This window comes from Leucobacter chironomi DSM 19883 (assembly GCF_000421845.1).
In the GTDB taxonomy this organism is placed as follows: Bacteria; Actinomycetota; Actinomycetes; order Actinomycetales; family Microbacteriaceae; genus Leucobacter; species Leucobacter chironomi.
On record NZ_ATXU01000001.1, the window covers coordinates 39781 to 62385 of the forward strand.

General features: G+C 71.4%; 15 protein-coding genes. 5 read left to right on the top strand and 10 right to left on the bottom strand.

What is annotated here, in order from left to right; genetic code table 11:
• Positions 1-147 precede the first annotated feature (147 nt).
• Positions 148-618 (top strand): hypothetical protein, encoded by a 471-nt coding sequence (locus H629_RS0100160; protein ID WP_024355331.1) that lies wholly within the window; start codon positions 148-150, stop codon positions 616-618.
• Positions 619-768: 150 nt separating this feature from the next.
• Here H629_RS0100160 and H629_RS0100165 read toward each other — a convergent pair whose 3' ends face one another.
• The 3 genes from H629_RS0100165 to H629_RS0100175 all read right to left on the bottom strand — a co-directional run bounded on the left by H629_RS0100165 (position 769) and on the right by H629_RS0100175 (position 7337).
• Positions 769-2043, bottom strand: coding sequence for a pyridoxal phosphate-dependent aminotransferase (locus H629_RS0100165; protein ID WP_024355332.1), 1275 nt, complete (start codon positions 2041-2043; stop codon positions 769-771).
• Entirely contained in the window at positions 2037-5843 is a 3807-nt protein-coding gene (locus H629_RS0100170) for a TM0106 family RecB-like putative nuclease (protein WP_024355333.1), read from the bottom strand. The genes H629_RS0100165 and H629_RS0100170 overlap by 7 nt, the downstream gene beginning before the upstream one ends.
• A 204-nt stretch (positions 5844-6047) precedes the next feature.
• Positions 6048-7337, bottom strand: a complete 1290-nt coding sequence (locus H629_RS0100175; RefSeq protein ID WP_024355334.1) for an ATP-binding protein — start codon at positions 7335-7337, stop codon at positions 6048-6050.
• A 379-nt stretch (positions 7338-7716) separates the two neighbouring features.
• Between H629_RS0100175 and H629_RS0100180 the strand changes: the two genes are divergently transcribed.
• The 3 genes from H629_RS0100180 to H629_RS0100190 all read left to right on the top strand — a co-directional run bounded on the left by H629_RS0100180 (position 7717) and on the right by H629_RS0100190 (position 11927).
• Positions 7717-9315: a DEAD/DEAH box helicase gene (locus H629_RS0100180; RefSeq protein WP_024355335.1), complete on the top strand. Its 1599-nt coding sequence runs from the start codon at positions 7717-7719 to the stop codon at positions 9313-9315.
• Between the two features lie 213 nt (positions 9316-9528).
• On the top strand, positions 9529-10758 hold the full coding sequence (locus H629_RS0100185) for an MFS transporter (RefSeq protein ID WP_024355336.1): 1230 nt from the start codon (positions 9529-9531) through the stop codon (positions 10756-10758).
• A gap of 101 nt (positions 10759-10859) precedes the next feature.
• Complete coding sequence (locus H629_RS0100190; protein WP_024355337.1) at positions 10860-11927, top strand: DUF4349 domain-containing protein; 1068 nt, start codon at positions 10860-10862, stop codon at positions 11925-11927.
• Here H629_RS0100190 and H629_RS0100195 read toward each other — a convergent pair.
• The 3 genes from H629_RS0100195 to H629_RS0100205 form a co-directional block, all read right to left on the bottom strand.
• Complete coding sequence (locus H629_RS0100195; RefSeq protein ID WP_029746358.1) at positions 11900-13261, bottom strand: flavin monoamine oxidase family protein; 1362 nt, start codon at positions 13259-13261, stop codon at positions 11900-11902. The two genes, H629_RS0100190 and H629_RS0100195, sit on opposite strands and share 28 nt — an antisense overlap.
• 87 nt (positions 13262-13348) lie before the next feature.
• Positions 13349-14020, bottom strand: coding sequence for an antibiotic biosynthesis monooxygenase (locus tag H629_RS0100200; protein ID WP_024355339.1), 672 nt, complete (start codon positions 14018-14020; stop codon positions 13349-13351).
• 220 nt (positions 14021-14240) lie between these two features.
• Positions 14241-15761 carry an APC family permease gene (locus H629_RS0100205; protein WP_024355340.1) on the bottom strand — a complete coding sequence of 507 codons (1521 nt, stop codon included), beginning with the start codon at positions 15759-15761 and terminating at the stop codon, positions 14241-14243.
• A gap of 244 nt (positions 15762-16005) precedes the next feature.
• Here H629_RS0100205 and H629_RS0100210 point away from each other — a divergent pair, with 244 nt between their 5' ends.
• Positions 16006-17361 carry an NAD-dependent succinate-semialdehyde dehydrogenase gene (locus H629_RS0100210; protein WP_024355341.1) on the top strand — a complete coding sequence of 452 codons (1356 nt, stop codon included), beginning with the start codon at positions 16006-16008 and terminating at the stop codon, positions 17359-17361.
• Positions 17362-17602: 241 nt separating this feature from the next.
• On the opposite strand, the gene H629_RS0100215 is transcribed toward H629_RS0100210, so the two are convergent.
• From H629_RS0100215 to H629_RS0100230, 4 genes are all read right to left on the bottom strand, one after another.
• Positions 17603-18763 (bottom strand): FAD-dependent oxidoreductase, encoded by a 1161-nt coding sequence (locus H629_RS0100215; RefSeq protein ID WP_240470979.1) that lies wholly within the window; start codon positions 18761-18763, stop codon positions 17603-17605.
• The gene (locus H629_RS0100220) at positions 18760-19386 is read right to left on the bottom strand and encodes an MBL fold metallo-hydrolase (RefSeq protein WP_024355343.1); all 627 of its coding nucleotides are present in this window, start codon (positions 19384-19386) and stop codon (positions 18760-18762) included. The genes H629_RS0100215 and H629_RS0100220 overlap by 4 nt, the downstream gene beginning before the upstream one ends.
• Positions 19386-20471 (bottom strand): S-(hydroxymethyl)mycothiol dehydrogenase, encoded by a 1086-nt coding sequence (locus H629_RS0100225; protein WP_024355344.1) that lies wholly within the window; start codon positions 20469-20471, stop codon positions 19386-19388. Before H629_RS0100225 ends, H629_RS0100220 begins: the two co-directional genes overlap by 1 nt.
• A gap of 190 nt (positions 20472-20661) precedes the next feature.
• Positions 20662-22566, bottom strand: coding sequence for an FAD-dependent monooxygenase (locus H629_RS0100230; protein ID WP_024355345.1), 1905 nt, complete (start codon positions 22564-22566; stop codon positions 20662-20664).
• Positions 22567-22605: the final 39 nt, after the last annotated feature.

The following is a 22605-nucleotide window of genomic DNA, read 5'->3' on the forward strand; positions in this document are numbered from 1 at the left end:
TGAGCCGAGAGCAAGCGCTGAGCCGGGAACGAACGCCGTTCCAGAAGCAAGCGAGGCGCGGGCAGATGCGGGTCGAGGACGGGCGCCGAGCGGACATCGTGCCGGGTGCGGTCGGCCGGGCCTGGAGGCGGGCGTAGGCTGGTGGGCATGGATCTGAAGTTCACCTTCAACGGCGGTTCGGCGGCGTCGGAGCACTCTCACGACGCGGGCGCCGGGGCCGCCCCCGGTATTCCGCTCCCCTTCACGACGACGCCCGCGGCGTCGAGCAGCGTGCTCGAACTGCACGCCCGCCTGAGCGGGGGCACGGTCGTGGCCGAGGCGCTCTCCGGCGACGGCGTGAACTACGCGAGCGCCGAGGTCGGGGCCGCTGCGGGGGCGGATGACGCTGTCGCGCTGGGCAAGGCCGTGCGATCCGCGCTCGCCCGAGCCGTCGCGGGGCTCGAGGGGCCGCTGTCGGAGGCGGTCACCGCACTGGTGCTCGATCTCGGCGGGGCCGAGGCCGAGGCGCTGCGATCGCTCGGCATCGCGGTGGACGAGACGGCGGATCCGCGCGCGGTCGCCGACGACGCCCTGCAGCGCCGTGTCGGCGTGGCCGCCGGAACCCCGATCCGCTTCTGACGTCTCGACTCGCACCCCCGCCATCGAGTCGGCCTATTCGTAGCGAGTAGGCCCGATATTTGCGTGAATACTGGGCCGACTCGATACGAATAGGCTGCCTGGACGCGAGCCGGCTCGAGCCTGAGCCGGTGAGAGACCGAACGGGCCGGCTCAGCGTTGGAAGTCGATGATGCGGTTGAGCGCCTCGGCCACGGCGGCCTCGCCGGCTGCGTAGGAGAGGCGCACGGCCCGGGCTCCTCTGATCGGGTCGAAGTCGATGCCGGGCACTACGGCGACGTCGGCGCCTTCGAGGAGGGCCCTGGCATAGGCCACGGAGTCGCCGTAGCGTTCGAGCTGCGGGCCGAGCTCGGAGTAGTAGTAGAAGGCGCCGTCTGACGGCGCTGCGACCCCCCAGTCGAGCTGCGGCTGCGCTTCGAGGATGAGGGCGCGTGCGCGCGCGAAGCCCTCGACGACGGCGTCGCGCTGCGCGTAGCTCTCGTCGGTGAACGCCGACAGGGCGAGCTCCTGCGCCGGGGCCGGCGGCGAGAGCGCGAAGTTCGAGGCGAGCGCTTCGAAGGGGGCGACGAGCGACGCCGGCAGCAGTGCCCAGCCGAGCCGCCAGCCGGTCATGCCCCAGTACTTCGAGAAGGAGTTGATGACGATCGCGTCGGCGTCGAGCTCGCGCACCGACACCCCTCGCGGGTCAGGATCGCCAGGCTGCGGGAAGGTGATGCCGTGGTAGATCTCGTCGCTGATGAGCCGCGCGTGATGCGCGCGGCACCACGAGACGAGGGCTTGCAGCTCGGACCGGCCGAGCATCGTGCCGGTGGGGTTCGCGGGCGAGGCGATGACGAGGCCGGCGAGCGGCCCGTGCTCCCGAACGGCGGCGTCGAGCAGGGCCGGGGTCGGCTGGTAGCGGGTGTCGGGGCCGGTGGGGATCTCGACGACCTGTACGCCGAGCGCCGCGAGGATGTTGCGGTAGGCCGGGTAGCCGGGACTCGCGAGCGCCACCCGGTCGCCAGGGTCGAACGCCGCGAGGAACACCAGCTGGAAGGCTCCGGAGGAGCCGGTGGTCACGGCGACGGTGCCGGGATCCACCTCGACGCCGTACCAGGCCCGGTAGTGGCCCGCGATCGCCTCGCGCAGAGGTGCGGTGCCGAGCGGTCCGGTGTAGCCGGCGGGCTTGAGCGTGCCGGGGGCCGGGCGGGCGCTGGGCTCCCCCGCGCAGAGCGACACCACGTCGTGCCCCGCGGCGCGGCGGCGTGCGATCTCGTCGGTGATGCGCATGACTTCGAAGGCCGGGATGCCCGATCGGGCCGAAGCCCGCAACACCGATTCTGGCTCCGCCTGCCCGGGCGTCGGCGTCGGCGTCAGCGTCAGCGCCGGCGCCGGCGGTTCGAGCCGTCGCGACGGTGGGGTCTTGAATGGGCCTCCGGGTCTCACCATGCCTCCAAACTAGCGCGCCGGGACGGATCCGGCACGGGCGCAGCCTCCGACGGTTCCGGCTGGGCGGCCGACACCGGCTCCGCCTGCCGCGTCGTCCGCTCCGCTCGCGTGGCGCGCTCGGTGAGCCGCAGGTAGCCGGACAGGGCAACGAGCCCCTCGGAGGTGGTGGGGAGGCCGACACCGAGACGATCGGAGGAGACGAGGTGCGCCGCCCACTGCGCTCGGCTGATCGCGACGTTGAGCCGGTTGCGCATGAGCAGGAACTCGAGCCCGCGCGGCACGTCGTCGGGGCTCGATGCGGCGAGTGTCACGATCGCGATCGCGGCCTCTTGCCCCTGGAACTTGTCGACGGTGCCCACGCGCACCCCGCCGAAGCCGGCTGACGCCAATGCTTCGCCGACCACCTCGACCTGCGCGTTGTATGCGGCGACGACGATCAGATCGTCCGGGGCGAGCGGCCTGCCCGACGCGTCAGGATCCGCGGCAGCGGCAGCGCCCGCACCAGCGACAGCGCCAACCACGGCACCCGCGAGCGATTCGCGCACGATGCGCACCACCTCGGCGGCCTCCTCCGGCGAGCTGGTGGAGTTGCCGCGGTGCTCGACGGGGTGCCACACGAGCCCCGCGGGGCCGGCTCCGTGCACGCCGCGCTGGGCCGCGCTGGGATGGGCATGCAGGCGCCCCTCGTAGGCGAGCTCGGAGACGACGTCGGCGAGTTCGGGCCTCATGCGTCGGGTCTCGGCCAGAAAGTAGCCGAGATCGTCGGGGATCGTCTCGAAGTCGCCGAGCAGCCAGCCGAGCGCCGAGGTGTCGACCGGCTCGGGGTGGTTGCCCTGCGAGACCTGCGGCAGCTGCTGGGGGTCGCCGAGCAGCAGCAGGCGCTCGGCGGAGACCGAGGCGGCGATCGTGGGAGCGAGTGAGAACTGTCCGGCTTCGTCGATCACCAGCAGGTCGAGCGATGCGCGGTCGAAGCGGCCGGGGTTGCTGAAATCCCAGGCCGTGCCCCCGACCACGCAGCCGCGGCCGAGGTCGCGGTGCGCGGCGAGGAAGCGCGCGTGCGCATTGCGGGGCAGCACCGTGTAGACGGGAGCCGGGTCGCCCTCGCCGAGTGCGCCGCCCTGGGGCACCTTGCCGACCTGCGCGGCGGGCAGGCCGGCCTCAACGACGCCGTCGAGCACGTTCTCGACCACGCGGTGCGACTGGGCCACCACTCCGATGCGCCAGCCGTGCTGTTCGACGAGCCGGCGGATCACCCGGGCGGCGAGGTAGGTCTTGCCGGTGCCGGGCGGACCCTGCACCGCGAGGTAGCTGCGGTCGAGGCGCAGCAGGCTGAGCACGACGGCGCCGATGACATCGGCATCGCCGTCGGACCCGTCCACGGGTACGGGTTGCGTAAGCGTCCCGTCGCCTGCGAGCCTGGGCGGCGTCCTGCGGATGAGGTCGACCACGGGATCGGCCGGGAAGCTGCCCGCGTCGAGCGCTGCGGCAAGCCTGGCGCCCCACTCCTCGATCGCCGCCTTCTGCGCACCGGCTGGCGGCGGAGGACCGGGCACGAGAGCGATCGGCAGCCCCGAGTAGGGCTCGGCGTCTCCGACTGGTTCGTCGATGACGGCGCCGTCGTCGAGGCGTTCGACGATGCGCACGCGCCGTGCACCGCGCGCACCGGGTGCAGAGCCCCGCTGCGGGAAGGGCGCCGGGTGCTCGTAGAGCGCATAGACCTCGCCGCCCACGCGCAGCGCGCTGCCGGGAGCGATCTCGCCGCGCAGCCGTAATCGCCGCCGCAGCACGCGCGCCCGCTGCGGCATCGACCACCCCGAGACGACCCCGCTGCGCGCGGCGTCGACGATCAGCACGTCTCGGGTCTCGGCCCAGTCCTCGACGGGGTCGATGAGTCTCGCGAAGTGCGCCCACCAGAACGATTTCTGCTCTCGCTGGTGGTAGTCGATCGCGCTGGAGGCGAGCGCGGCGGCCGCGCGATCGCGCGGCTCGGCCGTGTCAGCGTGCGCCGTCAGCGCCCGCGCGACGGGACTGGCCTCGATCACGGGTCCGGTGTCTGCTGCGTCGCCCTCGGCGGCGAAGGGCGCGACACCCCGCTCGGCGGCGAGCGCGAGCAGCCAGTCTCGCAGACGCAGCGTGGACACGCAGTCGTAGCGGTTGTAGTCGGCGATCGCATCGAGCCGGCGCTGCCCCTCGGCGCACTGCGTCTCGGTGTCCGAGGCGAGCTGGGCGCTCGCCTCGGCGTACTCGGCGACGGACTGCGCACCGCTCGTCACCCCGCTGTCATCGCGCAGTTCGTCACCCATGTAGAGCGGTTCGAGCTTCTTGATCGAGTAGGAGCGGGAGCCGACGCGCAGCGCCTGGCGCACGATCGGGTAGAGGTCGACGAGCACGTGCTCTCGGAGCAGTTGGTCGACCTCGGCCTCGCCGACGCCGTGCCGTGCCGCGATCGACAGGAGGTGCGTGCGCTCATAGGCGGCGTAGTGGTAGATGCGCATCCCGGGGAAGCGCGCCCGGCGGTCCGCCACGAAGGCGAGGAACTGTTCGAGCGCACGCCGTTCCTCTGCGAGGTCGTGCGCCCAGATCGGGGTGAAACGCTCGCTCACGTCGACCATGCCGAAGAGGTAGTCGATACCCCAGCGTGCGGAGTCGTCGGGCCCCGGCTCGCGGTACATGGGGTCGCCCTCGAAGTCGAAGAAGAGATCGCCGGGGTCGGGCTGGGGCAGTGCGGCGAGCGCGGTCGGGTCGATGACCCGGTAGGGCGGCACCGCGGCGTCGTCGCCCTCGAGCTGCAGCGCAGCCTGCCAGATGAGCCGTTCGAGCACGGCGGTGGTGACCCCGTCGACGGCGGCGCCATCGGCCCCGAGCGCCGGCAGCAGGGCCGCAACGCTCTCGATCGTGCCGTACCCGGCCAGGACGAGAGCGTCGCGCTGGGCGCGGCGGATCCCGGCGATGAGCAGCGGATCCCGTGCCAGCTCGATCTCGGGCTCGCACACCTCGCAGCGGCCGCACGCCATCACTCCGTCGGCGAGCCAGGCCACGGGGGCCGCGCTCTCGCGGCGCCCGTCGGGGCCCGCAGCGGCCAGGCGGTCGCGCAGCAGGCGGTGCAGCCGTGCCCGGCGGGCCCGGAACACCGGCGCGATGTCGGCGATGCGGTGCCGGGAGCGCGCTCCGTCACCGAGGATCAGCACGGCTTCGCGGGCGACCGGCACGCCGAGGCGTTCGAGCTGCTCGGCGTAGGCCGCGAGCTGCATGAGCGCGGTCGCCTTCGCCCGGCGGGCGAGCTTCGTGTCTTGCACCTCGTAGCTGCCGTCGGGCTGCTGCCGGAGGAAGTCTGCGAAGCCGACGAAGCCGATCTCCGGGAGGCCGGGCTCCTCGTCTCGGCCCGCCTCGTTGCCTGCAGACGGCACAGCCTCCGCGATCCGCGGTTCGAAGAACGTCGCCTGAAACACCACCTCAGCGGCCCCGAGCAGCGCCACCCTGGTCTGCTCGGCCACCTCGCCGAGCGCGGCCTCGCTCATCGAGGCTGGGCGCGGGATCTCGACGACGCCGCCCGGCTCCCCCGCGCTGCCCTCGCCCAGCCTGGCCCGGTACGTCGCGAGCGTGCGCTCCTCGTGCGCGTCGCCCAGCTTCGCCGCACGCGCCAGCATCGGGTCGTCGTCCGGCGGCACCGCGATGTCTCGGCCCAGCTTCGCATCGACGCGCCGCAGAAACGCGAACTCGCACTTGCTCGCCGCGGTCAGGTCGCTCGCGCTCGTGACGACGCGCTGCCCGAGGCCGTCGGCTCGATCCTGCAAGAACATGGGCGCTCCTTTCGATGCCTACGACGCTATCGGCAGCCTCTGACATTCGTGGGCGGCCCAGCACGGAACCCGGCTCAGGTCACGCGAGCGGTCGTCGGAGAACTCTCGAAACGACCACACGCGTGACCTCGATGACAGAGCCAGACAGAGACAGACAGAGCCAGACAGAGCCAGACAGAGAAAGAAGAGGCGCGAAGGACCCTCCTACAGCCGAGCGAGCGTCTCGATATCCTCGAGGAACGTCGCCAGCTGCGCCTCCGACACGGTTGCGCGGGTCACCGCGAGCGCGGCCAGGTAGTCGTCGGTCGCGAGGTCGGTGCGGGCTTCCGAGCCGGATCCGCCCTCCCCCGCCCGCAGCGCCCGCGCCAGCGCCTCCTGCGAGGCGCGCCGCGCAGCGTACTCGATGTCGGCCGGGGTGAGCCCGGCGCTCTCGGCGACGAGACTGCCGAAGTCGATGTCGCTCGCGAGGTGCGTCGGCACGTACCGCCGCCAGATCGCCTCGCGCGCCTCGTCGTCGGGCAGGCCGATGGGCAGCACGTAGTCGAAGCGGCCGTGCCGCAGGAACGCGGCATCGAGCCCGCGCACGAAGTTCGTGGCGCACACGAGCAGCAGCCCTTCGCGCGCCCGGAAGTCGGCCACGATCTTCAGCAGCTCGTTCGTCACGCCCTGCGTGGGCGTGGGCGGATCACTGCGCTGCGACGCGATCTCCTCGACCTCGTCGATGAAGACGACCCCGTGCTCGAGCTCGCCGATCTGCTCGAAGACGGCGCGCAACGACGCCGCCACGCTCGCCTTGCCGTCGCCGAGCCGCGACGGGAACACCTCGACGAAGGGCCAGTCGAGCCGCGACGCGACCGCCTTCGCGAACGTGGTCTTGCCGGTGCCGGGCGGGCCGAACAGCATCACCGCGTGCGGTGGCACGACGCCGTAGCGATCCGCAAGATCGGGCTGCGCGAGCGGCGCGACGAGCCGCTCCTCGAGCAGCTGCTTCTCGCGGCGCATGCCGGCGACGTTCTCCCAGAGGTGCCGCGGCAGCACGCGCCCGCCCACATCCTTCAGCAGGTCCAGCTCGCGCCGTTGCACCGGCATCTGCCGTTCGAGGTAGCGCAGGCTGTGCTGCACCTGGAAGCCGTTCGAGGTGAGCAGATCGAGGCGGCTGCCCTCGGGCATCAGCACCGACAGCGTCGAGAGGCCGAGCGGCGCCATCTTGCGTTCGAGCGCATCGAGCAGCGCGCCCGACACGTTGCCCGAACGGGACTCCTCGGCCACGCCGAAGAACACGATCCAGCCCTGCGCGTGCGCGGCCCGGCCGACCGCGGCGGCGACCACCTTCTCGTCGCGCACGGCGACCACCGCGTGGTCCTCGCGGCAGGACGCCGTCACCTCGGCGAGCGAGTACACCGGCTGCTCGGCCGAAGACCGCGCCTCCCACCAGAGCTGCACGACCGCGTCGAGGTCGTCGTCGTGGAAATCCCGAATCGTGATGCGTCCCATGGGCCGATCATGCCAGAGGGACGCGCCTTTCGGCGGGCTCCCACCCGCAGCCGACGCGTGCAGATCGACGTTTCTTCTGCTGCGGGGCAGAACGGTCGTGTTTCTCCCGCCGAGATCGATCACCTGTTTCCGGGCTGGACCCGCTAGGCTGGGTGGCACGGGCCGGTCGCACCGGCCCTATCGTCGCTGATGTTCAAGCGTGATCCCCGCAGACCGGCGGATCCGCACCGGTGCCCCCGCACCGCGACTCTCCGCGGCGAACGGATGCGCGATCCCGCGCACTCGCCGATGACCGCAGCGACGCACGGCCCGGGCCCGCCCGCATCCACGATGCCGGCTCGTCACCCCGCCGCGTGCTGCACCGCACAGAAAGGTCCCCGTGACCGACACCACTGCACCCACGTTCGAATCGCTCGGCGTTCCCGCGCCCATCGCGCACGCGCTCGACAAGAACGGCAAGACCTCCCCCTTCCCCATCCAGCGCGACACGCTGCCCGACACGCTCGCCGGCCGCGATGTGCTCGGCCGCGGCCGCACCGGCTCGGGCAAGACGATCGCGTTCGGCATCCCGCTGGTCGCGAATCTCGCCGACGGCGCCGCCGCGAAGCGCCGCCCCAGCCGCCCCCGCGGCATCGTGCTCGCCCCCACCCGCGAGCTCGTCACCCAGATCGCCGAGACCATCAAGATGCTCGCCGACCCCGTCGGCGTCAAGGTGACCACCATCTTCGGAGGCGTGCCGCAGCGCCGCCAGGAGGCCGCGCTCGAAGCCGGCGTCGACATCGTCGTGGCCGCGCCCGGCCGTCTCGACGACCTCATGAAGCAGGGCCTCGTGCATCTCGACGGCGTCGAGATCACGGTTCTCGACGAGGCCGACCACATGGCCGACATGGGCTTCCTGCCCGTGGTCACGCGCATTCTCAACAAGACCCCGAGGGTGGGCCAGCGCCTGCTGTTCAGCGCGACCCTCGACAATGGGGTCGACAACCTCGTGAAGAAGTACCTGCACGATCCGATCCTGCACTCGGTCGACAGCGCCGAGAGCCCGGTGCCGCAGCTCACCCACCACGTCTTCGAGGTGGCGGGCAAGGATCAGAAGGACGCCCTCATCGAGGCGCTCGCCTCGGGCACCGCCCGCCGCATCTTCTTCACCCGCATGAAGCACCAGGCGAAGAAGCTCGCGAAGCAGCTCACCGCGCGCGGCATCCCCGCTGTGGAGCTGCAGGGCAACCTGTCGCAGAACGCCCGCGACCGCAACCTCGCCGAGTTCGTGAGCGGCGAGGCGCGGGTGCTCGTGGCGACCGACGTCGCGGCCCGCGGCGTGCACGTCGACGGCGTCGACCTGGTGGTGCACGTCGACCCGCCGGTCGAGCACAAGGCCTACCTGCACCGCTCCGGCCGCACCGCGCGCGCCGGCAACGAGGGCGACGTGGTCACCCTCGTGCTGCCCGAGCAGCGCGGCGAGATGAAGCAGATCATGCGCGCCGCGAAGATCCGCGTCGCCCCGAAGCAGGTCAACCCGATGGCTCAGAACGTCGATCCCGAGGTGCTCGCGCTGATCGGCGAGGTCGCACCGAAGGTGGATCCGCGCGTCACCGAGCAGAAGCGCGCCTCCGCTCAGGCCGCGCAGCAGCGCGCCGCGGGCCACGCGCCGGCGGGCGAGGGCAAGAGCTCGGGCGCCAACGCGAAGCGCAAGCGCTCGCGCGGCGGCCGGGGTCGCGCAGCGGGCCAGGGATCCGGATCGACCTCGGGCGGCCAGCAGGGTGCGCGCCAGGGCGGTCAGGATCGCGCGGCGCAGTCGCAGGGCCAGCGCCGGGGCGGATCGCAGCAGGGTCAGCGTCAGCGTCAGGGCCAGCAGGGTCAGCGCCAGCAGGCTCAGGTCCACTCGGCGGGCGGCGACTCGGCCGGCCGTCGTCGCAGCGGCCGCCGGGCGCAGAGCTCGGGCGGCACCGTCTACTCGACGAGCTCGCCGGGAGCCTGAGACACGTCCCGCGCGCGGTGAACCGCGCGCATCGGGGGCGCTGCGGATGCTCGCACCGAGCATCCGCAGCGCCCCCGTTGTCATGTGCGGCCACCTCTCGCCTTCTGGCGCGCCGTCCGCTTCTCGCGATATCCGCAGCGCTGAGGCCATGTCGCCCGTGATTCCGTAGCTGTGCGTGCTGTACTCGCGCGATCCCGGCCGTATACTGATCTGATGGGCATTTACGGGGCGTTGGCGCAGCAACCGGGCGTCGTCCGCGTGCTCGTCTCGCAGCTGCTCGCCCGTTTCCCGTTCGGGATGCTCTCGATCATCCTGCTGCTGCACGTGCAGCTGGCCTTCGGCGATTTCACCTCGGCGGGCGTCGTGCTGGCCGCGCAGAGCGTCGGCCAGGCGGTCTCCGGGCCGCTGAGCGGGCGCATCATGGGCCGCTTTGGCATGCGCCCCGTGCTGGCGATCACTTCGCTCGTCTGCACTGCACTGCTCGTGGTCATCGCCCTCGCGCACATGCCGCTCGCCGCGGTGGCGTGCGTCGCCGGCCTCATCGGCCTCACGACGCCGCCCGTCACGCCCGCGGTGCGCACCCTGTACCCGAAGCTCGTGCCCAGCAAGCAGCTCTCGGCGCTGTTCTCCCTCGACGCCTCGGCGCAGGAGATCATCTGGGTGCTCGGCCCCGTCGTCGCGGTCTTCGTCTCGTCGCAGTTCGGCACCACCGTGGGCCTGTGCGTCGCCGCCGGGTTCATGCTGCTGGGCGGCGCGTGGTTCATCATGAGCCCCGCCGTGGGCGAGGTGAAGCTCAAGCAGTCGAAGCACCGCTTCGGCGCCGTGCTGCGCTACCCGACAGTGGTCATCGCGACCGCGGTGGGCCTCTTCTTCGTGGCCTCGATGTCGGCGGTCGAGGCCGGCGTGGTGGCGGCGTTCGCGCAGGACGGGCACGGCGGCGGCCACGGCAGCATCGAGTCGGGCATCGTGCTCGCGCTCTTCGCCGGCGGGTCGCTCGTGGGCGGGCTCCTGATCGGGCATCGCGAGATGCGGCCGTGGTCGCTCGCGCTGCGCATCGGGATCGTGCTGCTCGGCGTGGCCGGTGCGCTTGTCAGCCTCAACATCTGGTGGCTGAGCACGCTGCTGTTCCTCGGAGGGCTGGGCACGGCCCCGGCTTTCGCGTCGCTGTCGAACATCGTCGCCTCCACAGTGAAGTTCTCGGAGACCGCGGAGGCCTACGGCTGGGTGGGCATGGGTCAGCTCGTGGGCGTGGCCGCCGGTTCGGCCTTCGGCGGCATCGCCATCGACCTGCTCGGTGCGCGCGGCGCGATCCTGGTGGCGGCCATCGTGCTGCTGGTCGCCGCGCTGCTCTCGCTCGCCACGATGCGATGGATCCCGGATCTGCGCGGTCGCACGATCGAGCCGCCGCCCGAGACCGGCACCCTGTCGATCCCCCTCAACTAGCGGACCCCGCGGGCGCCGGCGCAGATAACGATCTCGCCACGCACAGCTCGGGTGCAGGAGCCTGACGCCCTCGTGCGCCTCGCTCGTCGTAGGGTGTGGTCATGAAACGCCGCATCGCACTCCCGCTGGTCCTCGCGACCGTCCTCGTCGTCCCCCTGGCCGCGTGCTCGGCGCTGCCCGGCGCCGGCGGCCCCTCCTCGCAGCCGATCCCCGGCCCGTTCACGCAGCTGGACGACGCCGCGATCGCTCCGGAGGCGCAGGGCCCGCAGCCCGCCACCGGCGGCACCTCGGGCAGCATGGCAGGCCGCTCCGTGATCCGCACCGCCGATGTCGCACTCGAGGTCTCCGACCCCCGGGCCGCAGCCGAGGAGGTGGCTGAGGTCGCGCAGGAGCTCGACGGTCGCGTGGAGTCGTCGACGGTGCAGCGATCCGGCGGAGACGCGGGCGATCAGGGCGCCTCCGCGAGCGTCACGATCCGGGTGCCCGAGGATCGCCTCGACGAGGCGTTCGACGAGCTCTCGGACGTCGGAGAGGTGGTGTCGCAGAGCCGCTCCGAGTTCGACGTGACGCGGGAGCATGTCGACCTGGAGGCGCGGGTCACCGCTCTCGAGGAGTCGGTGGATCGACTCACCGAGCTGATGGCGGACGCCACCACCACGAGCGAGCTGCTCGAGGCCGAGGCCGCGCTGTCGCAGCGGCAGCAGGAGCTCGACGGGCTGCGCGCCCAGCTCAAGTCGCTCGAGGGTCAGGTGGACGAGGCGACGATCCTCGTGTCGCTGCAGACGCGTTCGGCGCTGCCGGGCGGCGGTCCCGCGAACTTCTGGGAGGGCGTGCTCGCGGGCATCGGCTCGCTCGGCTCCGCTGCTGCGGGCGCGCTCGTGCTCGCGGGCATCCTGCTGCCATGGCTGCTCGTCGCCGGAGTGGTGGCGCTCGTGGTGGTGCTCATCGTGCGGGCGGCGAGGCGACGCGGCTCCCATCGCGCGGCTGGCAGCCAGACCCCGCCGCAGGCCGCCCAGACCCCCGCCTCGGATCAGGCTCGGGACGCCGCGGCTCCCGCGCCGCAGGCCCCGGCTCCGGCTCCGGCTCCGCCTCAGGCCTCGCAGGCCTCGCACACGCCGCAGACCCCGCAGATCCCGCCGACTCAGTTCCCGCCGTACAGCGAGCTGTAGGGCAGCTCCCGGCCGAGGATCCGCTCGGCCGCGCGGTGTCCGGAGGCGAGGGCCGCCGTGACCGTGGCCGGGTCTTCGGTCCAGGTCGCCTCGCCGGCGAGGTGCAGCACGCCGTCGATCGGGGTCGCCAGCAGGTCGTGATCCTCGGGCTTCGATCCGACAGTCATGTAGGCGTAGGCTCCGCCTGCCCAGGGATCCTGCTGCCAGCGGGTGATCTGCGCGTGCACGGGATCCGGCACGCCGGCACCGTAGAGCTCCCGCAGGCCCGCCATGACCGACGCCACGATGCGCTCGTCGCTCCAGTCCCGGATCTGCTGCGCGCACTCCCCCGCCGCGAAGGTGAGCAGCGTCGGTTCGCCGTGCAGCGCGGTGAGGTCGTACCAGGAGTGCCACCAGGCCGCCGCTTCGCCCTGCCGGCGGATCGCGTACACGTCGCTCTCCCAGAAGCGCTCGGGAAAGCGCAGGAAGACCTTCTCGAAGGCGTTCATCTCGAGCCCCGCGAGCGCCTCGGCGACGTGCCCGGGCAGCGGCGGCTCGAACACGATCCCGCCGCCGCGCAGCACCCCGACGGGCACGGTCACGACCGCCTGCGACGCCGTGAAGCGCCCGCGCTCGGTCTCGATCTCGACGCCGGCCGGAGCCGTCTCGCCGCTGCGACGGGTCACGCCCGTGACGACGTGCTCGAGCCGCACGTCCAGCCCCCCGGCGAGGTGCGAGGCGAGGCTGTCGTACCCCTCGGGGAACACCACCTCGTCGCCTTCGATGGCGTCGTCGTCGAGGCCGTGGGCGTCGAGCAGGCTCGCGTCGGCCCCGTACTGCTCTTCGGAGCGGTGCCGCAGGTACTCCAGCACGCGCGCGCCGCGATCCTCGGGCCATCCGCGCTCGGCGGCTGCCCGCGCGACCGCGGTCTCGGCCGCCGACTCGTAGCTCGTCGCGGGCGCCGCCGCAGCGATCACCTCCGCGAGATGCCCGTCCACGACGGCCGCGTCGGCGATGAACTCGGCGGTGGCGTCGGCGTCGAGCCGCTCGCCGTCGGGGCCGTAGTAGGCGATGGGGCGCCCGCCGGCCTGGTAGCTGCCGACGGTGAACTCGACGGTCGGCATGCCGAACGCAGCGGTGGTCTCGGCGAGCGGACTGTGCTCGATGCCGTGGATCCAGGATGCGCCGAGATCGGTGACCCTGCCGCCCGAGCGCTCGGTGTGCACACGGCCGCCGATCCGCTCTCGCGCTTCGAGCAGCACGACCCGCTGACCTGCCCCCGCCAGCAGCCGCGCGGCGGCGAGCCCAGCCACACCCGCGCCCACCACGATCGTGTCGAAACGCTCCACCGTCATCGTCCGCTCCCGCACTCATCCCAAGGCGGGCGCCGCCGTGACGCCCCCATGGAGTCAGGATAGCGGCGGCCCGAGGCCGCGTCGCGCTCAGCGCCGCGCCTCACCGGGACGCCGCGCCGCGGCGGCCCGCGAGTCGAGCGCCTCGAGCAGCGACCGCTCCGTGCGGATCGCCCCCGGGTTGCGGCGCAGCCAGGGTCGCAGCACCCGCGTCACGGCCGGCATCATCACGAAGGTCATGAGCGGGGCGAGCACCGTCACTGCGAGCGCCGAACGCAGCAGCACGGGCGCGTCCCCCCACCACGGCAGCATCGAGATCACCCACGACGAAGCGACGTTCACGGGGTACATGCCCACCCAGATGGCCATCGCCTGCTTCCAGCGCTGCGGCGCCGAGTACACCACCACAGTGCGCCCGCCACCCGTTCCCGCGTCGAAGCTGCGCCGCAGCTGCGGACCGTCGAACCAGCCCTCGATGCCGGTGCGACGCTGCACCCGGGCATCGAGGACGAAGGGGGAACCCGCTTCGAGCCAGCGCCGGCGCTGCTCCGAGCGCTCCCAGCCGCCGAGCGCCGCCTCATCGGCGAAGCGGTAGATCGCGTGCAGCACGTTCTCGTCGCCGCTGTCGCGCAGCACCCCGCCGCCCAGGCACCCGTCGAAGCCGCGGGCGAGCCGCAGGCCCTCCTCGACCCACGCGACCGCATCGCCGCTGCGGGCCGGCATCGTCTGCCGCCTGACCGCTACCGTGACCGGGGTTCCCATGCCGTCTATTGCAGCGCGGGCGCGTGACGGGTGCGTTACGCCCCGTCACGCTCCGGTGAAGACCGAGTTACGATTCGGCTCGGATGCCGCCCCCCGGGGGGCCGATCGGGCACTCCAGGCGCCGCGGCACCCCCTTCACGACACCGCCTCCGAGGGTCCCGCACCCGGGCTCAGGAGCCGTCGCCCGCGCGCCCTCCGAGCCTCCGAGCCACGGCCCCGCTCACTCGTCCGGCACCAGCACCGGGGTGTCCCGGTTCAGGCTCTCACCGCGGAAGAACGGCTTCGAGTTCGGGCGCAGCCACCAGATCCCCATCAGCACAAAGCCGAGCAGGATCGCGCCGATGCCGATCACGAACGCGCCGCCGACGCCGAGCAGAACCGTCTCGCTGTAGTCGGTGCTCCACATGTCGATCGCCGACTGCACGAAGGCGTAGGCGAGCATGAGGCCGCCGAGGGCCGGCAGGATGCCCCGCATCCACAGATTGCGGGCGCTGTCGCGCAGGGTGTCGCGGAAGTACCAGACGCAGGCGAAGGAGGTGATCGCGTAGTAGAGCGCGACCGCGAGGCCCATCGAGGTGAGCGAGTCGGCGAGCATGTCCTCCGAGAGGATCGACATGCCGACGTAGTAGATGATCGCGGCGGCACCCATGAGCGTGGTCGAGAACCACGGCGTCTTGAACTTCGGGTGCAGTTCGGCGAACTTCGCCGGCAGCGCCCGGTAGACCGCCATGGAGAGGGTGCCGCGCGCGGTGGGCAGGATCGTCGTCTGCGTCGACGACGCGGCCGAGAGCATCACGCCGAGGATCAGGAACCAGCCCCAGGGACCGAACAGCGCACCGCCCAGCACTGAGAACACGTCGTCGAGGCTCTCGGGGTTGGTGAGCCCGTAGCCGGTGTCGCCGAAGCCGGCGAACATCATGACCGCGATCGAGATGCCGACGTAGAGCACGATGAGCACGACGATGCTCGACAGCGCCGCCCGGCCGGGCGTCTTGCGGGGGTTCTTGGTCTCCTCGTTGAGGGCGAGGCAGGTGTCCCAGCCCCAGTAGATGAAGAGCGCGAGCAGCACCGCCTCGATGAACCCCGACCACGAGGTGAGCTCGGCGGGGTTGAACCACTGCCAGTCGAAGGCGATCGAGCCGGCGTTGCTGCCGTCGAGCGCGTGCCAGAGGGCGAGAACGCCGAAGAGCACCATCGCGACGATCTGGATGGTCATGAGCACCATCTGCAGCTTCTCGCCGATCTGCACGCCGACGGTGCTGACGAAGGTCATGATCGCCATGAACACCACGGAGGTGGCGACGACGATGACCCGGTTGTCGGCGAACTCCTGGTTGCCGAGCAGCAGCCAGAAGTACTTGCCGGTGATCTCGCCGACGTTGGCGAGCACCATGATCGCCGAGACCGCCACGGCCCAGCCGCCGATCCAGCCCACCACCGGGCCGAAGCCCTTGGTGCCCCAGACGAAGGTGGTGCCGCAATCGGGCATCTCGCGATTGAGCTCCTGGTAGGCGAAGGCGGCGAAGATCATGGGCACGCAGGCGATGATGAACACGAGCGGCGCCTGCGCGCCGACGGCCAGGATCACGTAGCCGAGCGTGGCCGCGAGCGAGTAGAGGGGTGCGGTGGAGGCGAGGCCGATCACCGTCGATCCGACGACGCCGAGCGCGCCCTCGTTGAGGCCCTTGCCGACGTGGATGTGACCGGTGTCGGTGGCGTTGCCCAGCGTGTGCTTCTCCATGGGGTCATTCTGCTGCATCGGATCGAATCTGGGAAATGGCGGGGCGGATCCGGCACGTCGCACCATACCCCTCGATCTACCGCGGATTCCGAAGCGTTCTGCACCATACGCTGTCGAGATCGGCACCCGATACGGGCTTGGGCGACGCGAAGAGGAGCGCCCCCTCCGCTAGTGCTCGACTCCGAGGTGTGCCAGACTTGGCAGTGTCCGACACCCGACGAAGTCACTAAGGAGTGAGTCATCTATGGGCACCTTCGCCGTAATCAATCCGGCCACGGGCGAGACCGTCGCCGAGTACCCCGACGCGACGGCCGAAGAGATCGAGGCCAGCCTGGCTTCGGCTCACAAGGCCTACCAGGAGTGGGCTCGCAAGACCACCGTCGCCGAGCGCGCCGCACTGGCGAAGCGTGCCGCTGAGCTCTTCGACGAGCGCAAGGACGAGCTGGGCGCGATCATCAACCGCGAGATGGGCAAGCCCCTCGACCAGTCGGTGGGCGAGGCCGAGTTCTCGGGTGCGATCACCGCCGCCTTCGCCGACAATGCGGAGAAGTGGCTGGCCGACGAGCCGCTCGAGGTCGAAGACGGTCTGAAGACCTTCTTCCGCTACCAGGGCACCGGCGTGATCCTCGGCATCATGCCGTGGAACTACCCCTACTACCAGGTCGCCCGCTTCGCGGTGCCGAACCTGATCCTCGGCAACACGATCGTGCTCAAGCACGCCGCGCAGTGCCCCGAGTCGGCACTCGCGCTTGAGCAGCTCTTCCGCGACGCCGGCTTCCCCGAGGGTGCCTACGTCAACGTGTTCGCCACCCACGAGCAGCTCGCCGACATCATCGCCGACGACCGCATTCAGGGCGTCTCGCTCACCGGTTCCGAGCGTGCCGGCGCGATCGTCGCCGAGCAGGCCGGCCGCGCGCTCAAGAAGTGCGTGCTTGAGCTGGGCGGCTCGGACGTCTTCCTCGTGCTCGACACCGACGACCTCGACCACGCGGTCGAGCACGCCGTGGGCGGCCGCATGGAGAACACCGGCCAGGCCTGCAACGGCTCGAAGCGCATCGTCGTCATGGACAAGCACTTCGAAGAGTTCAAGGAGAAGTTCGTCGCGGCGATCGGCGGCCAGAGCTACGGCGACGACTTCGGTCCGCTGTCCTCGGCCCAGGCCACCAAGAACCTCGCCAGCCAGGTGCAGGGCGCGATCGACCAGGGCGCCGAGGTGCTCGTGGGCGACAACACCCCCGAGGGCAACCTCTTCACGCCCACGGTGCTCACCGGCATCACCCCGTCGATGGACGTCTACAGCCAGGAGCTCTTCGGCCCCGTCGCGCAGCTCTACAAGGTGTCGAGCGACGAAGAGGCGATCGAGCTCGCCAACTCCTCGCCCTACGGCCTCGGCTCCGTCGTGATCTGCGATGATCTCGAGCGCGCCGAGCAGGTCGGCAACCAGCTCGACGTGGGCATGGTCTTCATCGGCGCTGCCGGCCTCGAGGGCGCCGACGTGCCCTTCGGCGGCGTGAAGAAGTCGGGCTACGGCCGCGAGCTGGGCAAGGTCGGCATGCTCGAGTTCGCGAACAAGAAGCTCTTCCGCTTCGCCGCGAAGTAAGTCTCACCGCAGGCCTCGCGTCTGAACGGACGGTCCCGGGAACCTTACGGTTCCCGGGGCCGTTCGCGTGTTCCCCCGCGCCTGGGCCCGGGAACGCCGCAGTTCAGGCAGTGGATCGCAGTTCAGGCAGTAGCTTCTCGGCAAAAAGCTCCGTTTGAACTGCGATCCACTGCCTGAACTGCGTCAGAGTGGGAGCGGCGTTTCCGGGCTTGGGGGCAGGGTTCAGGGCCGGGGCAGGGGTTCAGGGCTTGGGGGCAGAGGGTGAGGCGTGGGAGCCGAGCCTGAAGGGCTCGGGCGGCAGCGCTTCGCCCAGGGTGGCGTCGGCGAGCACGCGGCCGATGGCGGGCACGAATTTGAAGCCCTGCCCGGAGAAACCCGCGGCGATCGTGAGCGGCCCGCTCTGGTCGAGCACGAAGCGTTCGCTCTCCGTCGAGGTGTAGGTGCAGCTGATCTCCTCGGCCGTGTCGGGGTCGAGGCCGGGAAACCACTCGGCGACGTGCGCTCGCAGCTCGCGGCGCAGCTCGTCGGTCGCGCGGAAGTCGCGCGCGTCCGGGTCGACGGCCTCTCCGGTCAGGTGCAGGCCGACCTTCACCCCTTCGCCGGGGGTGAGCATGCCGTAGACGGTGCCACGGCTGCCGCCCCGCACATCGAGCTCGGGCGGGAAGTGGTTGAACGACGGCCAGGCGGCCGACTCGTAGCCCGCGCGGATCGCGAAGTGCGCAGGGTGCTCTTCGGTGACGGTGAGCGGCGGCAGCCCGACGAGCTCGCCGAGCAGCGGCGCGGTCCACGCGCCCGCAGCGACGACGGCGCGCTCCGCGTCGATCCGCACCAGGCCGTCCGGCCCTTCGGCGGTCACCGTCACGCGATCCGCACCCGGCTCGATCCCCACGACCCGGTGCCCGTAGCGCAGCTCGGCGCCGTGCTGCCGGGCGAGCCCGGCGAGCGCCTCCAGTGCGTCGGCCGCGTAGACGCGCCCCGCCTCGCGGTTCACGAGCGCGTCGGTCTCGAAGCGCAGCCCGGGCCACCGCTCGCGGGCGGTGGCGGCCGACACCATCTCGGCCGCCGCGCCGCGGGCGCGCAGGGCCTCGTAGCTGCGCTGCACCCGCTGCTCGGCACCGTGCGTGACGAGACCGTCGAGCACGAGCAGCTCGCGCCCGGAGCGCCGTTCGAGTTCCCGGAAGAGACGCAGGGCCTCGTCGTAGAGGTCGAGGAAGTGGTCGTCGGCGTAGGCGTTGTTCATGTTGCGCGTGGCGCCGTGGGAGGCGCCGCGCGCGTGGCCGGGCTCGAAGCGTTCGAGCAGCACTACCCGGATGCCGCGCTGCGCCAGCTGCCAGGCGGCGGCGAGGCCCATGGCCCCGCCGCCGATCACGACGCGGTCGAAACGCTCGGTGCTTCGGCTCAATGCCCCCTCGCGACCCACTCGTCGAGGTGCGGCGCCTCCTCGCCGATGACGGTGGTGTCGCCGTGACCGGTGTGCACGACCGTCTCGGCGGGCAGCGTGAAGAGCCGGTCCCGGATCGACTCGATGATCGTGGGGAAGTCGCTGTAGGAGCGGCCGGTCGCGCCGGGCCCTCCGTTGAACAGGGTGTCCCCCGTGAACACGGCGCCGAGGGCGGGAACCGAGAAGCACGTCGAGCCCGGCGAGTGCCCCGGTGTGTGCAGGGCCGTGAGGCGCACGCCCGCCACCTCGAACACATCGCCGTCGGTGATCTCGACGTCGGGTGCCTCGTCGTACACGGCGTCCCACAGCACGCGGTCGTCCGGGTGCAGGTGCAGCGGCGCGCCGAGCTTCGCGGCGGTCTCGCGCGCGGCCCGGATGTGGTCGTCGTGCCCGTGGGTGAGCAGGATCGCGCGCACCTCGCGCTCCCCCACGGCCGCGGCGACCGCGTCGGCGTCGTGGGCGGGGTCGATCACGATCACCTCGGCGTCGTCGCCCACGATCCACACATTGTTGTCGACGTCCCAGCTGCCGCCGTCGAGCGAGAAGGTGCCGCTGGTGACCAGGTTCTCGATGCGGGCGGCCATCAGAGCACCACCACCGATCGCAGCACGTTGCCGCCGCTCATCTTCGCGAAGGCGGCCTCGACGTCGCCGAGGCCGATGCGCTCGGTGACGAAGCCCTCGAGGTCGAGGCGGCCCAGCCGGTACTGGTCGATGAGCATCTGGAAGTCGCGGCTGGGCAGGCAGTCGCCGTACCACGACGACTTCAGCGAGCCGCCGCGTCCGAAGACGTCGAGCAGGGGCAGGTCGAGCCGCATCTCCGGGGTGGGCACGCCGACGAGCACCACGCGCCCGGCGAGATCGCGGGCGTAGAACGCCTGCTGGTAGGTCTCGGGCCGGCCCACGGCGTCAATCACCACGTCGGCGCCGAAGCCGCCGGTGAGGGCGCGGATCGCCTCGACGGCATCCTCATCGCGCGAGTTGACGGTGTGGGTCGCGCCGAAGCGCTTCGCCTGTTCGAGCTTCGCGTCGTCGATGTCGACGGCGACGATGGTGGTCGCGCCGGCGAGCTGGGCGCCGGCGATCGCAGCGGTTCCGACGCCGCCGCAGCCGATCACGGCGACCGACTCGCCGCGGCGCACCTCGCCGGTGTTGATCGCGGCGCCGATACCGGCCATGATGCCGCAGCCGAGCAGGCCGACGGCGGCCGCGTCGGACTCCTCGTCGATCTTCGTGCACTGGCCGGCGGCGACAAGGGTCTTCTCGGCGAAGGAGCCGATGCCGAGCGCGGCCGACAGCTCCGTCCCGTCTTCGAGCGTCATCTTCTGCTTCGCGTTGTGGGTGGCGAAGCAGTACTGCGGCTGCCCCTTGGCGCAGGCGCGGCACTGGCCGCACACGGCGCGCCAGTTCAGGATCACCCGGTCGCCGATCGCGACCTCGGTGACGCCCTCGCCGATCGCGGCGACGCGCGCCGTCGATTCGTGGCCGAGCAGGTAGGGGAACTCGTCGCCGATGCCGCCCTGCTGGTAGTGGTAGTCGGTGTGGCAGACGCCGCAGCTGAGCACGTCGACCACCACCTCGCCCGGCCCCGGATCGGGCACGATCACCGTCTCGATGGTGGCGGGCGCGTACTTCTCGCGCACCACCACTCCCTGCACTCGATAGACCACGCGATCCCCCTTCGTCTGGCGGCGCCCGGGTCACGGCGCCGTGCTCCCTCGAGCCTAGGCCGTCAGGGGCGATTCCTCATCTCCGCGGTGCGCGCGGGCGCGGAAAATGCACGCAGGCCCCGGGTCCGCGATGGGATCCGGGGCCTGCGGCCGGGCGCTGCGGGCGCTCAGCGGGTGCGTCGCGGTGCGCTCAGCGCGCGAGGAAGATCGACTCGAAGTAGGCGCCGAGCTGCTCGGGCGCGTCGAGCGGCAGGATCGCCGACACGTACTGGTCGGGGCGCACCACGACCACCGCGCCGTCGCGGCTGATCTCGCGCTGCTCGAAGATGTCGTCGCCGGGCTTCGCCGCGTAGATCTTCTCGTAGTCGACGAGCTGGAACGGGCCGGACAGCGGCCGGAAGAGCTCATCGAGGGCCATGATGTCGACCTCGTGGTGCTCCTGCTGCAGCACCGCCTTCACGTCGAAGTACGCGTCGATGTCGGCCCCCTCGGGCGTGAAGCGCGTCACCGGCGACTGCTCGGCGGTGCGCAGCCACTCGGCCCAGCGCGCGAGTGCGGATCCCGAGGCGTCTGCGAAGGCGTAGACGCGGAATCGGCCGTCGGAGCGGTGGTGGTGGCCGAGGTGGATGTCGACGGCGTCGGCGACGCGGGTGGTCATCACCGACTTGAAGCGCTTGCCGATCGGGAAGCCAGGGGCGAGCTCCTGGTGATCCTTCTCGGAGGTGAGCATCGACGGCTCGTACTCGGTCATGAAGCCGGCGGGGAACTCGGCGGTCTGCACGTAGAAGTCGCGCAGCTGCGACGGCGAGTCGAACTCCTCCGGCTTCTTCGCCATGAGCGTCGACCACTCCAGGTCGAAGTCGATGAGGTTCTTCGCGGTGACCTGGCGCTCGTCCGAGTAGGTGCGCAGCAGCGACTCGGGGCTGCGGCCCTCGAGCACGTAGCCGAGCTTCCAGCCCAGGTTCCAGCCGTCCTGCATCGAGACGTTCATGCCCTGGCCGGCCTTGGCGCTGTGCGTGTGGCAGGCGTCGCCCATCAGGAACACGCGGGGCTTGCCGTCGGGCGAGGTCGCGGCGTCGTCGAAGCGGTCGGTGAGGCGGTGGGCCACCTCGTAGACGCTGTGCCAGGGCACGTCGCGCACTTCGAGGGTGTAGGGGTGCAGGATCGCGTTCGCCTGCGCGATGACGTCCTCGAGGGGCGTCTCGCGCACCTTGCCGCCGTCGTGCTCGTCGGTCTCGCCGAGGTCGACGTAGATGCGGCAGAGGTGGTTGCCCTCGCGCGGGATGTGCAGGATGGAGCCGGCCTCGGAGTTGATGATGCACTTCTTGCGGATGTCGGGGAAGTCGGTGCTCGGGAGCACGTCCATGACGCCCCAGGCGTGCATGGAGGCGCCGCCGCGGAGGGAGCCTCCGATCGAGCGGCGCACGCTCGACCGGGCGCCGTCGGCGCCGATCACGTACTTCGCGTGCACGACGATCTCGGCACCGGTGCTCGCGTCGGCGTCTTCGGCGGCGTTGATGCCCGCTCCGGTGCGGCCCGAGACCCGGCGCAGGGTCACGGCGACGGGGTACTCCCCCTCACCGACTTCGAGGTCGACGAACTCGTAGCCGTAGTCGACGTCGCCGCGGGCCGGGGCGCGGCGCGCGTACTCGGCGAAGTAGTCGATGACGCGGGCCTGGTTCACGATGAGGTGCGGGAACTCGCTGATGCCGTGGGGGTCGTCGGGCGTGAAGCCGGTTCGCACGATGTTCTGCGGGTTCTCCGGGTCCGGGTTCCAGAACGCGGTCTCGGTGATGCGGTAGGCCTCTTTGATGATCTCCTCGGCGAATCCGAAGGCCTGGAAGGTCTCGACGCTGCGCGCCTGGATGCCGTCGGCCTGGCCGAGCACGAGCCGGCCGTCGCGTCGCTCCACGGTGCGGGTGACGATGTTCGGGAACTGGGCGAGCTGGGCAGCTGCGGTGATGCCGGCCGGGCCGGATCCGACGATGAGCACGTCGATCTCGGAGGGGAGATCCGCCGGGCGGTCGAGGCCGACGCCGGCGGCGGGCTGGACGCGCGGATCGGTGGAGACGTATCCGTGGTGATGGAACTGCACTGTTTCTCCTCACTGAGCGGGGCCCGAGCCCCAATGTTC